Below are 12,920 nucleotides of genomic sequence, written 5' to 3' on the forward strand. Positions count from 1 at the left end.
AAGTCATCGGCGCAGGCACAACCCCCATCGTCGACACCTGGTGGCAAACCGAAACCGGCGCCATCATGATCTCGCCCCTGCCCGGCGTCACCACCGCCAAACCCGGCGCGGCCATGCGCGCACTGCCGGGGATCTCGGCGACCGTCGTCGACGAGGAAGGCAAGCCGGTCGAGCTCGGCGAGACCGAGGCCAACGGGTACCTGGTGCTGGACAAGCCGTGGCCGTCGATGCTGCGCGGTATCTGGGGCGATATGGAGCGATACCGGGCCACCTACTGGGAGCGCTACGCCGAGCAGGGCTGGTACTTCGCCGGGGACGGCGCCAAGCTCGACGCCGACGGCGATCTGTGGGTGCTGGGCCGGGTCGACGATGTCATGAACGTCTCCGGGCACCGCATCTCCACCGCCGAGGTCGAATCCGCGCTGGTCGGGCATCCGGCCGTAGCCGAGGCCGCCGTCGTCGGCGCCAGCGACACGACGACCGGTCAGGGCATCGTCGCCTTCGTCATCCTCACCGGTGACGCGGCGGGCCGGGCCGGTGCCGGCCTGGTCGACGAACTCAAAGCCGAGGTCGCCAAACAGATCAGCCCGATCGCCAAGCCGCGCGAGATCCACCTCGTGCCGGAACTGCCCAAGACCCGCAGCGGCAAGATCATGCGGCGGCTGCTGCGTGACGTGGCCGAGGGGCGCGAGCTCGGCGATACCTCGACCCTGGTCGATCCGGGTGTTTTCGAGGCCATCCGGGCAGGCGGCAACTAGGGCGTGCCCGGTCGGTGGCGGCGGAGCCACCGACCGGGTCCGATAAGATCATCGGCAGGTGTGCCGGGAAGTCTGGTCGGCGTGCGGTCGTGAATCCGATGCTCCACGGGGTGTGGACGAGCGCCCGTAGCCGCGTCCACCCCTGCCGAGAGGCCTCGCTTGATCACCCGCGTCCGCTCCGAGTTGACCCGCTACCTCCGCACCGAGACCGTCGGCGGCGCGCTGTTGCTGATCGCCGCCGCCGTCGCGCTGATCTGGGTGAACTCGCCCTGGAGCGCGAGCTATCAGACGATGATCGGCGCGCACCTGAGCATTCCGGCGCTGCACCTGGACCTGACCCTGGCCGACTGGACCAAGGACGGGCTGCTCGCGATCTTCTTCTTCGTCGCCGGCCTGGAACTCAAACGCGAATTCGTGGTCGGCGAGCTGGCCGATCCGAAACGGGCCGCGCTGCCGATCATCGCCGCGGTCGGCGGTGTCGTCACGCCGGCGGTGATCGCGCTGGTGGTCGGGCACGGCGTGCCAGGCATGGACAAGGGATGGGCCATCCCGGTGGCCACCGACATCGCCTTCGCGCTGGCGGTGCTCGCGATGACCGGCTCGCGGATCCCGGCCAGCGCGCGGGTATTCCTGCTGAGCCTCGCCGTGGTCGACGATCTGCTGGCGATCGTGCTCATCGCGGTGCTGTTCACCGCCTCGCTGTCGCTCCTGTGGCTGGTGGCGGCGCTGGCCTGCTGCGCGGCCTGGGCCCTGGCCCAGCGATACCGGCTGCACACACCGCTGATCTACCTGCCGCTGGCCCTGGTGTGCTGGTACGCGCTGCACGAAGCCGGCATCCACCCGACGCTGGCCGGTGTCGCGCTCGGGCTGCTCACCCGGGTGCGCAAGGACCCGGGTGAACGCACCGCGCCCGCCACCCACCTCGAGCATGTCGTCCAGCCGATCTCGGCGGGGCTGTGCGTGCCGCTGTTCGCGCTGTTCGCCTCCGGCGTGCCGCTCAACGGCGCGGTGTTCGGATCGTTGTTCACCGACCGGTTGTCGCTGGCGATCATCCTCGGATTGCTGCTGGGCAAGACGATCGGCATCTTCGGCGTCAGCTGGCTGACCATCCGGCTCGGCTGGACCAAACGACCTGCCGGACTGGGATATCGCGACATGTTCGCCCTGTCGGTACTGGGCGCGATCGGGTTCACCGTTAGCCTTCTGGTGGCGGAACTCGCGCTGGCCGATGTCGGCGAGCAAGCCATCGATCTCGCGAAGGCCGCCGTTCTGGTGACCTCCATGGCAGCATCGCTGATCGGATCGGCGCTACTGTTGCGCCGAGGACGTGTGCACCAGGCGCGCCGAGACGCGGACGAACTACCACCGGACAGAGAAGGGTCGACGAAGTGAGTTACACCCAAGGCGGAAATGACGGTCGGACGGTCACTTCCATCCCGTTGACCGACGCCAATCCGCCCGGATCGGCCAGCATCGGCAGTTTGGTCCGCGACGCGACCGAGCAGATGTCGACACTGGTGCGCGCCGAGGTGGCGCTGGCCAAGGCCGAGGTCACCGCGGAGGTCCGCAAGGGGCTCACCGGCAGCGTGTTCTTCATTCTCGCGCTGACCGTGCTGTTGTTCAGCTCGTTCTTCTTTTTCTTCTTCCTCGCCGAACTGCTGGACGTGTGGCTGTACCGCTGGGCCGCGTTCCTGATCGTGTTCGCGCTGATGGTGGTGACGACCGCGCTGCTGGCCTTCCTCGGCTACCTCAAGGTGCGCAAATTGCGCGCGCCGCAGAAGACGATCGGCTCGCTCAAGCAGACCGCCGAGGTGCTGCCCGCCGCGCTGACCCACCGCGAGGCCACCCCCTCGCTGGAGAAGTCGAGCAACTAGCGGACGCGCCGGGCGGGCCCGGTCGCACCGACCGGACCCGCCTACTAGGCTCGATCGGCGTGTCGTCCAATTCGCTCCCGGATCCGTCCAGCGTCCGTTACGACGGACCGTGGACCCACCGTGACGTGCACGCCAACGGAATCCGGTTCCACGTCGTCGAGGCCGACACGACCGTGCCCGCGGACGCGCCGCTGGTGCTGTTGCTGCACGGTTTCGCCGACTTCTGGTGGTCGTGGCGGCATCAGCTGACCGGGCTGCCACGCCACGGCTACCGCACTGTCGCCGTCGACCTGCGCGGGTACGGCGACTCCGACAAACCACCGCGTGGCTACGACGGCTGGACGCTGGCCGGTGACGTCGCCGGCCTGGTCCGCGCGCTCGGTCACACCGAAGCCACCCTCGTCGGACACGCCGAAGGCGGGCTGGTCTGCTGGGCCACGGCCGTACTGCATCCCCGGCTGGTCGGCTCGATCGCCGTCATCGGCTCGCCCCACCCCGCCGCCCTCAAGAGCGCGATCCTGCGCGATCGGGCCCAGCGCGCCACCTGGCTGCCCGACTTCCTGCGCTACCAGCTGCCGCGCTACCCCGAACACCTACTGACCCGCCGCGACGGCGCCGAGGTCGAACGCCTGCTGGGTGAGCGGGTCGGTGGAACCTGGTCGCGCACTGCCGAATTCACCGAGACAGCGGCCCGCATGCGCCACGCCATCCGCATCCCCGGCGCGGCCCACTGCGCACTGGAATACCAGCGCTGGGCCTTCCGCAGCCAATGGCGCCCCGACGGCAAACGCTTCATGGCGACCATGCGCACCCCCATCGACATCCCCGTCCTCGCCCTCCGCGGCGAACAGGACCCCTACTTACTGCCCGCCACCGTCCACCGTGGCGCCCGCTTGTCCCCCGACCGAACCTTGATATCGATCCCCGACGCAGGCCACTACGCCCACCAGGAGAACCCCACCCGGGTCAACGAAGTCCTGACCACCCGCTGGCGCAACCCGAACGGCGTCAACGGCTCCCCCCAAGACGGCCTCGTCTCCCCCTGACGCCCACACCCCAAGCAGCGGCGACCACAACCGCGCACGGCCAGCCACACCGCACCACTCAGGTCCGCCATGGGCACCACCCCAGCACCCACACCCCTGGGGCGCAGCGCCAATCGCTACTCGATCTGGAACAACTAACTCAACACACAGCCACCCGTATCCACCGCGACGCTGCTAGGTGCAGCAGCGGCCAGTTCCGCAGCGACCTCATTGAGCGTCAACACATAACCCGTGTCGTCATCGGTGACCGCGGCGCCGAAGACCACGCCGAGAACCCGCCCTTGCGTATCGACCAGCGGCCCACCCGAGTTGCCCGCGCGAACCTGCCCACGCACCGTATAGACCTCACGCTCGATCTCCCCGTCACGGTGAATGGTCGGCCCGGTGAGGTCGAGGGTCTCACGTACCCGCGCGGCACTGGCCGTGTACGGCCCGCCGCCGGGATAGCCGAGCACGATGGCGCTCTCACCCGAGTCAGCCGGCTCAGGTGCCTGTGGGACGACCGGTGCGGTCAGTCCGGGTACCGCCAGCACCGCGACATCCTTGGACGGATCGAACAGCACCACGGTGGCGTCGAGGGCGCCGCGCGCGGTGTCGACCGAGATGCTGTTGGTGCCTGCGACGACGTGCGCGTTGGTCATCACCCGTTCCGGCGCGACGACGAAGCCCGAACCCTCCAGCGCCCGCTGGCAACTCGGCGCGACGCCACGGATGCGCAGCACGCTCTGTTGCAGCGAGGCCGCGACCGGGCTGGCGAGCACGCTCGGGTCCGGCGGTTCCACCGCGGCGATCGGCGCGCGGCCGAACGGCCCGATGACGTCCGGCAGCCCGGAGGTGTTGAGCAGCTTGGAGAATTCGTTGGGCAGTTTGCGCAGCCAGTTCGGCGCTATCGCGTTGACGTCGGCGAGTACCCGGGATCCGTTGATGGCCTGGGCGATGCCCGGTTGCGACGCGGTGGCCAGCGGCAGCGCCAGCAGCCAGGCCGCGACCAGCACGGTCGCCGCTTGCAGTACCGCGCCGACCACGCTGTCCACGCTGCGGGCGACCGGATGCCGCATGCTCGACCGCGCGGCGCGCCCGAGCACCATGCCCGCGACCTCGCCGACGATCACCAGCAGCACGATCAGCAGGATGCCGCCGAGCACCCGGCTGCGTCCCTCGCTGAGGTGCCGGAGGATGTGCGGCGCGATGAGGATGCCCGCCACGGCCCCGAGCGCGACACCGAAGAAGGCCAGCGCCGAGGCCACCGCCCCTTGCCGCCAGCCGGTGGACGCCGCGACCAGCGCGATCAGGACCACCGCGATATCGAGCCACACCGAGGCGCTCATGCGCGCGCCTCGCCGGTGCCGGGTTCGACCGCGGGCCGCTTCCTGCGCTCGCTCACAGGGTCATTCCGACCGCAGCCAGCGAGCTCTCCAAATCACGCACGTCGCCCCGATCCCAGTCTCGTTCCCAGCCAGCCGTTGTGATGATGCCGGCGAGGATACCGCCGGTGAGACCCCACACCAGCATGCCGTCGACCTGGAATGCGGGACTCTGGTAGCCGAGACTGCCACGCACCATGAATCTGTGTGCCGGATCGAGCAATTCGGTCAGCGGCACTCGCACGACACGCTCGGTTTCGCCCGGATCGACGACGCCGACCGCGCTGGGTGCCCGCCAGTAGCCGAGCACGGGGGTCACGTCGAACTTCGACGGTGGGACGAACAGTTTCGGCAGCAGCGCGAACGGCTGGACACCGCCCGGGTCGAGCCCGGTCTCCTCGGCCGCCTCGCGCAGCGCGGTGCCGACCGGGCCGCCGTCGCCGGGGTCGGCGGCGCCGCCGGGGAAGGCGATCTGGCCGCGGTGCTGACGCATGGTCGACGCGCGCTGGGTGAGCAGCACATCGGCGTCGGCGGGCAGTCCGCCGGGGGCGTCGGCGTCGGGTTCGGTCGCGCCGCCGAAGAGCACGAGCACGGCGGCCTGGCGTGGTTTGCCGGTGATCGACATGGCCCGGCGCAGCGCGCGGGAGGTCGACAGGGTGTCGGCGGCACCGGGGCCACCGGTTCTGATCGCGGCGTGCAACCACGAAGGGATACCGGAATCGTCGAGCCTCGCCACACCGTTCACGCCATCGCCTTCGATCACCACATCCACACCACGTCTTCTTCTGTCATACCGTGACCCCGAGTTTCGCGGACACCGTATCGGCGATGTCGGCCACGTCGGCGAAGGTCCGCACCTCCACGCTCGCGATTGTGCCGTCGGCGCGCACCAGCACCGAGATCGGCAGTACCGCGGGCGCGCCGACCGCCGTGCGCACCGTGGCCTGTGGGTCGGAGACGCCGGGCAGGGTGATGCCGAGGCCGCTCAGCCGGGCCAGCCCTTTTGCCTCGTCCGGATCGCTGTGCACGGTCAGCACGGTGAGCGCCGGGCCTGCCCGCTCGGCGAACTCCTGCAGGTGCGGCAGCTCGACCGCGCACGGGCCGCACCAGTAGGCCCAGAGATTGAGCAGGGCGGGTTTGCCCGCGAGGGCCGCGGCCAGGTCGACGGGGGCGCCGTCGGCCAGACACGTCAGGGTGATCCCGGCCAGCGGACCGGCGCCGGGCGCACTGGCGACCGGGCACGGCGCAAGTCCGGCGGCCGCCCGCTCCTGCGCGGACACGCCCGCCGGCGGCTGGGCGGTGCCTGCGACCGGGTCGGTGCCGCCGGAGTCCTCGCGCGGCCACAGCGCCACCGCGGCCGCGAGGACCAGGATCACCGCGGCGATCACCCAGCGAACCACCGGCCGTCGCGGCGGCGACGATTCGTCGGGAGCGCTCACAGTCCGACCATGTCCAGCAGGTGGTCGCGCTCGGGACCCTTCACCAGTTCGGCGGCGACGGCTGGATCGGTGGGCCCGGCGCCGAAGGACGGGCAGTCGGCGGCGAGGACGCAGGCGCCGCAGGCAGGCTTGCGCGCATGGCACACGCGGCGGCCGTGGAAGATCACCCGGTGCGAGAGCATCGTCCAGTCCTTGCGCTCGATCAGCTCGCCGATCGCGTGCTCGACCTTGACCGGATCCTCTTCCTCGGTCCACTTCCAGCGGCGCACCAGGCGGCCGAAATGAGTGTCGACGGTGATGCCAGGCACGTTGAACGCGTTGCCCAGGATGACGTTGGCGGTTTTGCGCCCGATTCCGGGCAATTCGACCAAACGGGGCAGGGTGTGAGGCAATTCACCGTCGTATTTCTCGACCAGTGCCTGGCCGAGCCCGATCAGTGAGCTGGTCTTGTTCCGGTAGAAGCCGGTCGGCCGGATGTATTCCTCCAGCTCGGCTCGGTTGGCCTCGGCGTAGTCGCGCGCATTGCGGTACTTCGCGAACAACGCGGGAGTGGTGAGGTTCACCCGGACGTCGGTGCACTGGGCGGACAGGATCGTCGCGACCGCCAGCTCCAGCGGGGTGGTGAAGTCGAGCTCGCAGTGCGCGCCGGGGAAGGCGGCGGCGAGGGTGCGGTTCATCCGGCGGGCACGCCGAACCAGCCCGACCCGCGTTTCCGCAGCTATCGACCTGTTCCTGCGCTTGCGCGCCGCGGACAGACCAGCCGGCGACGCGGCCGTTTCCACGGCGGACGCGGCCGCGCTGGTGGCTGCGGCGGAGGGGGAAACGGGCACCTGTTCACCATACGGAACCGCCCTGACAACATTCGCCGCTCAGTTCGGCGCCTGTGTTCCATCTGAGACCTGGACCGTGTTTACTGCCTGTCATGCAAGGACTCGCTGTGGTGCTCTTCCCAGTGCTGTTGATGCTGTTCGCGCTGGGGATGGAGCGGGTCGAGAATCGGCTCCGAAAGCTTCTCGAACCCGACGAAGAGGTTCAGCAGTACCTGGACAATGCCAGCAACGCCGAAGTGAAAGAGCTGACGAAGCTCGGCCTGCCCGCCGCCGTAGCGCGCGTGCGCAAGCGCCGTTCCCGCACGTCCGAGATGGATGTAGCGCGGGCGAGCTGACCTCTTCACAGTGTGCGCACCGAGCGCAATCCACTCTTTACGTGGTGTCTGTCACTGTGCTGTCGTGATGCCGCGTAGACTGCGCTGTTGGTCGATTCGCTCGACCAGGTTCGCAAGCCATATCCCATAAGGAGCACATTCGTGGACGAGGCCCTCGCCAGAGCAGGCATCTTCCAAGGCGTCGAGCCCACCGCGGTGGCCGCGCTCGCCAAGCAGCTGCAGCCCGTAGATTTCCCGCGCGGCCACGTCATCTTCAACGAGGGCGAACCCGGCGATCGGCTGTACATCATCACGACGGGCAAGGTGAAGATCGGTCGTCGCTCACCCGACGGCCGGGAGAACCTGCTGACCATCATGGGTCCGTCCGACATGTTCGGTGAACTGTCGATCTTCGACCCTGGCCCGCGTACCTCGACCGCGACCACGGTCACCGAGGTCCGCGCCGTCACGATGGACCGCGACGCGCTCAAGGCGTGGATCGATCAGCGCCCCGAGATCGCTGAGCAGCTGCTGCGCGTGCTGGCACGACGCCTTCGCCGCACCAACAACAACCTCGCCGACCTCATCTTCACCGACGTGCCCGGCCGCGTCGCCAAGGCGCTGCTGCAGCTCGCACAGCGCTTCGGTACCCAGGAAGCGGGCGCGCTGCGCGTGACCCACGACCTGACGCAGGAAGAGATCGCCCAGCTGGTCGGCGCTTCCCGCGAAACCGTCAACAAGGCGCTCGCCGATTTCGCCCATCGCGGGTGGCTGCGCCTCGAGGGCAAGAGCGTGCTGATCTCCGATTCCGAGCGCCTCGCACGTCGCGCTCGCTGACTGTTCCGCCTCCCCGCGATTTTCGGCCGGACTCAGGTGCGGGGAAGATGGTGCGGGCGGCCAGACTCAGTGGGTGGCGGGGTTAGCCCGTGCCCGGTGAGTCACCCATGTGCTTGCGAGATCTGTCGGGCCGCTGGGACGTCGGGGTTTTCGAACGCTTTCCGATCGCAGGCACCTGTGGTGCCTGCGATCGGAAGGCGTTCAACTCTGTTCGGCCCGTAGGTATTCCAGTTGTGCCTTGACCGAGCTGCGCGCGGCGGGCCACAGCCGCTTGTCCACATCGGCGTACACCTTGCGCACCACCTCGAAAGCGCCCGCGTCCTGGCCCAATTCGGCCAGCGCTGCCCGCACCTGATCGAGCCGCTCGCGCCGGTGCTCGAGGTAGTAGCGCACGACCGGCGCCGCGTCGGGGTGATCGGGGCCGTGCGCGGGCAGCAGCGCCTTGCCCGCGCCGCGTTCGAGCAGCAGTTCCAGTGACGACAGGAACGCCGCCAGCGCGCCCGGCGCCGAGGCCAGCACGGTGGTGCCCCGGCCGAGGACCGTGTCCCCGGTGACGATCGCGTCGTCGAGCAGGAAACTCACCGAGTCGCCGGTGTGGCCGGGGGTGGCCAGCACGGTGATCCGCAGGCCCGCCGCCTCGATGACCTCATCGGCGACCAGCGCGGTCACCTCGCCGCGCAGATATTTCGGATCCACCGACCGCACCGGCGTCCCGGTGGCTTTCACCAGGTGATCGATGCCGCCGGTGTGGTCGGGGTGGTGATGGGTGATCAGGGTCAGCGCGATCCGGCCGCCGGTCGCCGCGACGATGTCGGCGGTGTGTTTCTTGTCCTTCGGTCCCGGGTCGACGACCACGTAGGAGTCGCTACCGGGTCCGCGCAGCAGCCAGGTGTTGGTGCCGTCGAGCGTCATCTGTGACGGGTTGTCGGCGAGCAGCACCGACGCCGTCGGCGTGACCGCCCTGACCTGGCCGTACGCGGGATGTTCCAGTGCCATGACGGCTGCCTATCCGACCTCGACGATCAATTCCACCTCGACGGGCGTGTTCTTCGGCAGTTCCGAGACTCCCACCGCGGACCGCGCATGCACGCCTGCCTCGCCGAACACCTCGCCGAGGAACTCCGACGCGCCGTTGATCACGATCGGCTGATCGGTGAATCCGGGTGCGGAGTTGACGAATCCGACGACCTTCACGATCCGCACCACCTGGTCGAGCCCGACCAGATCGTGCACGGCCGCCAGCGCGTTCAGCGCACACAGCCGCGCGGCCTGCTTGGCCTGCTCCACATCGACCTCGGCCCCGACCTTGCCGACCGCCGACAGCTCACCGTCGACGAAGGGCAGCTGGCCGGAGGTGTACACCAGCGAACCGGTGCGCACGGCCGGGATGTAGGCCGCGACGGGAGCGGCGACCGGCGGCAGGGTGACCCCGAGCCGGTCGAGCGCGTCCTTCCAGGCGGTGGCCACGGCTACTTCTGCCGCTTCAGGTAGGCGACGTGCTGTTCGCCGGTCGGGCCGGGCAGCACCGTGACCAGCTCCCAGCCGTCGGCGCCCCACTGATCGAGGATCTGCTTGGTCGCGTGCGTCAACAGCGGCACGGTCGCGTACTCCCACAGGGTGATGTCACTCATGGTGTGAGTTTAGGGCGCACCCCGAACACCGCCGAGAAACGGGTTATAGGCTCGGCCACGTGGGAGCACCAACAGCAGAGCCGGTTTCGTCGGTTCCCGGACCGTCGACCGGATGGCCACAGCGCGCAGCGAAAGCCCGCTTGCACTACGTGACCGGCAAGGGAGGGACCGGTAAGTCGACCGTTTCGGCCGCACTGGCACTCGCGCTGGCCGCGGGGGGACGCAAGGTACTGCTCGTCGAGGTGGAGAGCAGGCAATCGATCGCGCAGTTGTTCGACCGGCCGCCGTTGCCACCCACCGAGACCCGGATCGCCAGCGCCGACGGCGGCGGCGAGGTGTTCGCCCTGGCGCTCGACATCGAGCACGCCTTCCTGGAATACCTCGACATGTTCTACAACCTCGGCTTCGCGGGCCGGGCGATGCGCCGGATGGGCGCCATCGAGTTCGTCACCACCATCGCCCCTGGTCTGCGGGACGTGATCCTCACCGGCAAGATCAAGGAATGCGTGGTGCGGGCCGACAAGAACGGCAAGCCCGCCTACGACGACATCGTCGTCGACGCGCCACCGACCGGCCGGATCGCCAGCTTCCTCGACGTCACCATGGCCATGGCCGAGATCGCCAAGGGCGGCCCGATCGCCTCGCAGGCCGAGGGCGTGTCCAAGCTGCTGCACTCCGACCAGACGATGATCCACCTGGTGACGCTGCTCGAGGCGCTGCCGGTGCAGGAGACCGCCGACGCGGTCGCCGAGCTGACCGCCAACGACCTGCGGATCGGCACGGTGATCGTCAACCGGGCGGCCACCGCCGAACTCACCCCCGCCGACCGCGACACCGCCGTGCGCGGTGAGCTCGACACCACCAAGATCGCGGCCGGCCTGGCCGAGGCCGGAATCACCGTGCCGGAGTCCGATTTCGCCGGCCTGATCACCGAGACCGTCGACCACGCGATCATGCTGGCCGCGCAGGACGCCAGCGCCGCCGAACTGGCCGTCGTCGACGTGCCCCAGCTGTCGCTGCCCGCCCTCGGCGAGGGCATGGACCTGGGCGGACTCTACGAACTGGCCGAACAGCTATCCGCGCAGGGAGTGCGATGAGCGAGCAAGTGACCACCCCGCCCGCGCTGGATGTCTCCGAGATCATCGCCGACCCGAGCGCCCGCGTGATCGTGTGCTGCGGGTCCGGCGGGGTCGGCAAGACCACGACCGCGGCCTCGATCGCGCTGCGGGCCGCCGAGGCGGGCCGCAAGGTCGTGGTGCTGACCATCGACCCGGCGCGCAGGCTGGCCCAGTCCCTCGGCGTCGCCGAGCTGGACAACACCCCGCAGCGGGTGGCGCTGGGCCCCGAGGTGCCCGGCGAGTTGCACGCGATGATGCTGAACATGCGCCGCACCTTCGACGACATGGTGCTCGAGCACACCAGCTCGGACAAGGCCGAGCAGATCTTCGCCAACCCGATCTACCAGACGGTGGCGTCCTCGTTCGGTGGCACGCAGGAGTACATGGCGATGGAGAAGCTCGGTCAGCTGGCCGGGCGCAAGGAGTGGGACCTGATCGTGGTCGACACTCCCCCCTCCCGCAACGCGCTGGACTTCCTCGACGCGCCCAAGCGGCTCGGCAATTTCCTCAACGGCAAGATGATCCGGCTGATCATGGCGCCCGGCCGGGGTGTCGGCCGGTTCGTGACCGGCGCGATGAGCCTGGCGATGCGTGGGGTCTCCACCATCGTCGGCGGCCAGATGCTCAAGGACGCCTCGACCTTCCTGCAGTCGCTGGAATCGCTGTTCGGCGGGTTCCAGGATCGCGCCGAGCGGACCTTCGCGATGCTGTCCAAGCCGGGCACGCACTTCCTCGTGGTGGCCGCGCCCGAGCCGGACGCGCTGCGCGAGGCCTCGTTCTTCGTCGACCGGCTCTCCACCGAGCAGATGCCGCTGGCCGGCCTCGTGCTCAACCGGACCCATCCCGCGCTGTCGGGCCTGTCCGGTGAGCACGCCCAGACCGCGGCCGACCGGCTGGCCGATTCGGACCCGCTGACCGCCTCGGTGCTGCGCATCCACGCCGACCGGGTGGCGACCGCCAAACGCGAACAGCGACTGCTGCATCGGTTCACCGGCGCCCATCCGCGGGTCGCGATCGTGTCGGTGACAGCGCTGCCGTTCGAGGTCTCCGATCTGGAGGCGCTGCGCGCCGTCGGTGACCAGCTGGCAGGCACACCCGCTGCCTCCTGATTACCGTCCGCTATTGCTAACAGTCCCGTAACACCCGCCAACGGCGCCGATTCCGCAAACGCTGCGGGCTCGGCGCCGTTTGTGATAACGGTCAGGTCTCGCCTGCTAGATGGCTACCTGGTGCTGGCGCTGGGCGTTGAAGAACTCCGCCCACGAGGTCACATCGGGATGCTGCTTGAGCAGCGCGCGCCGCTGCCGCTCGGTCATCCCGCCCCACACTCCGAACTCCACCCGGTTGTCCAGCGCGTCGGCGCCGCACTGCATCAGCACCGGGCAATGACGGCAGATCGTTGCCGCCTTGCGCTGGGCCGCACCGCGAACGAACAGCTGATCGGGGTCCACTTCCTTGCATCGCGCCTGGGCAACCCAAGCGATCCTTGCCTCGGCCTGCTCTACATCCAGTCGAGCGATGGGGGTTGTGATGTGCATTTGATGTGCCCCTTTGCAGTCCGAACACCGTTGTGCGGCGCTCCAGAATCGCGAGCGCGGATCACAGCAACCCAACTACCGCTGCGGTCCGCACCACATTCCACTTTGAGTGTTAGCTCTATCACACTGGGTTCTCAATCTAGGTAAAGGTATGGCGGTTACGCAAGACCG

At 69.0% G+C, this 12,920-nt stretch carries 16 protein-coding genes; 8 read left to right on the forward strand and 8 right to left on the reverse strand.

Going from position 1 to position 12,920, the window contains the following annotated elements; translation table 11 throughout:
- From ACFXK0_RS28245 to ACFXK0_RS28260, 4 genes are all read left to right on the forward strand, one after another.
- On the forward strand, positions 1-758 hold a 758-nt coding region (locus tag ACFXK0_RS28245), incomplete at its 5' end, for an AMP-binding protein (RefSeq protein WP_379414098.1).
- 159 nt (positions 759-917) lie between these two features.
- Positions 918-2,150: a Na+/H+ antiporter NhaA gene (gene nhaA / locus ACFXK0_RS28250; protein ID WP_379414099.1), complete on the forward strand. Its 1,233-nt coding sequence runs from the start codon at positions 918-920 to the stop codon at positions 2,148-2,150.
- Positions 2,147-2,632, forward strand: coding sequence for a phage holin family protein (locus tag ACFXK0_RS28255; RefSeq protein ID WP_379414101.1), 486 nt, complete (start codon positions 2,147-2,149; stop codon positions 2,630-2,632). The genes nhaA and ACFXK0_RS28255 overlap by 4 nt, the downstream gene beginning before the upstream one ends.
- A gap of 59 nt (positions 2,633-2,691) precedes the next feature.
- Positions 2,692-3,678, forward strand: a complete 987-nt coding sequence (locus ACFXK0_RS28260; RefSeq protein WP_379414102.1) for an alpha/beta fold hydrolase — start codon at positions 2,692-2,694, stop codon at positions 3,676-3,678.
- 134 nt (positions 3,679-3,812) lie between these two features.
- Here the strand turns inward: ACFXK0_RS28260 and ACFXK0_RS28265 are convergent, their stop codons facing one another.
- Genes ACFXK0_RS28265 through nth form a run of 4 tightly spaced genes read right to left on the reverse strand, consistent with a single transcriptional unit; the run spans position 3,813 to position 7,158 of the window.
- Positions 3,813-5,006 (reverse strand): MarP family serine protease, encoded by a 1,194-nt coding sequence (locus ACFXK0_RS28265; RefSeq protein ID WP_379414104.1) that lies wholly within the window; start codon positions 5,004-5,006, stop codon positions 3,813-3,815.
- A gap of 52 nt (positions 5,007-5,058) precedes the next feature.
- Entirely contained in the window at positions 5,059-5,787 is a 729-nt protein-coding gene (locus ACFXK0_RS28270) for an NUDIX hydrolase (RefSeq protein ID WP_379414106.1), read from the reverse strand.
- A gap of 43 nt (positions 5,788-5,830) precedes the next feature.
- A complete protein-coding gene (locus tag ACFXK0_RS28275; RefSeq protein WP_379414108.1) occupies positions 5,831-6,481 on the reverse strand; it encodes a TlpA family protein disulfide reductase in 651 nt (216 codons plus the stop codon).
- The gene (gene nth / locus ACFXK0_RS28280; RefSeq protein WP_379414109.1) at positions 6,478-7,158 is read right to left on the reverse strand and encodes an endonuclease III; all 681 of its coding nucleotides are present in this window, start codon (positions 7,156-7,158) and stop codon (positions 6,478-6,480) included. Before nth ends, ACFXK0_RS28275 begins: the two co-directional genes overlap by 4 nt.
- 260 nt (positions 7,159-7,418) lie before the next feature.
- Between nth and ACFXK0_RS28285 the strand changes: the two genes are divergently transcribed.
- Both ACFXK0_RS28285 and ACFXK0_RS28290 read left to right on the forward strand, forming a co-directional pair.
- A complete protein-coding gene (locus tag ACFXK0_RS28285; protein WP_379414111.1) occupies positions 7,419-7,646 on the forward strand; it encodes a hypothetical protein in 228 nt (75 codons plus the stop codon).
- 141 nt (positions 7,647-7,787) lie between these two features.
- Entirely contained in the window at positions 7,788-8,462 is a 675-nt protein-coding gene (locus tag ACFXK0_RS28290; protein ID WP_067454400.1) for a Crp/Fnr family transcriptional regulator, read from the forward strand.
- A gap of 201 nt (positions 8,463-8,663) precedes the next feature.
- Here ACFXK0_RS28290 and ACFXK0_RS28295 read toward each other — a convergent pair whose 3' ends face one another.
- Genes ACFXK0_RS28295 through ACFXK0_RS28305 form a run of 3 tightly spaced genes read right to left on the reverse strand, consistent with a single transcriptional unit; the run spans position 8,664 to position 10,093 of the window.
- Complete coding sequence (locus ACFXK0_RS28295; protein WP_379414113.1) at positions 8,664-9,458, reverse strand: MBL fold metallo-hydrolase; 795 nt, start codon at positions 9,456-9,458, stop codon at positions 8,664-8,666.
- A 9-nt stretch (positions 9,459-9,467) separates the two neighbouring features.
- A complete protein-coding gene (locus ACFXK0_RS28300) occupies positions 9,468-9,929 on the reverse strand; it encodes a RidA family protein (RefSeq protein WP_379414115.1) in 462 nt (153 codons plus the stop codon).
- Between the two features lie 2 nt (positions 9,930-9,931).
- Entirely contained in the window at positions 9,932-10,093 is a 162-nt protein-coding gene (locus ACFXK0_RS28305; protein WP_378850599.1) for a hypothetical protein, read from the reverse strand.
- A gap of 59 nt (positions 10,094-10,152) precedes the next feature.
- On the opposite strand from ACFXK0_RS28305, the gene ACFXK0_RS28310 reads away from it, so the two are divergent.
- Positions 10,153-11,190: an ArsA family ATPase gene (locus tag ACFXK0_RS28310; RefSeq protein ID WP_379414117.1), complete on the forward strand. Its 1,038-nt coding sequence runs from the start codon at positions 10,153-10,155 to the stop codon at positions 11,188-11,190.
- Positions 11,187-12,320 carry an ArsA family ATPase gene (locus tag ACFXK0_RS28315; protein ID WP_379414118.1) on the forward strand — a complete coding sequence of 378 codons (1,134 nt, stop codon included), beginning with the start codon at positions 11,187-11,189 and terminating at the stop codon, positions 12,318-12,320. The genes ACFXK0_RS28310 and ACFXK0_RS28315 overlap by 4 nt, the downstream gene beginning before the upstream one ends.
- 105 nt (positions 12,321-12,425) lie before the next feature.
- On the opposite strand, the gene ACFXK0_RS28320 is transcribed toward ACFXK0_RS28315, so the two are convergent.
- A complete protein-coding gene (locus ACFXK0_RS28320; protein ID WP_056821932.1) occupies positions 12,426-12,749 on the reverse strand; it encodes a WhiB family transcriptional regulator in 324 nt (107 codons plus the stop codon).
- Between the last annotated feature and the right edge of the window lie 171 nt (positions 12,750-12,920).

Origin of the sequence: Nocardia sp. NPDC059177 (assembly GCF_042755165.1) — a bacterium.
GTDB lineage: Bacteria > Actinomycetota > Actinomycetes > Mycobacteriales > Mycobacteriaceae > Nocardia.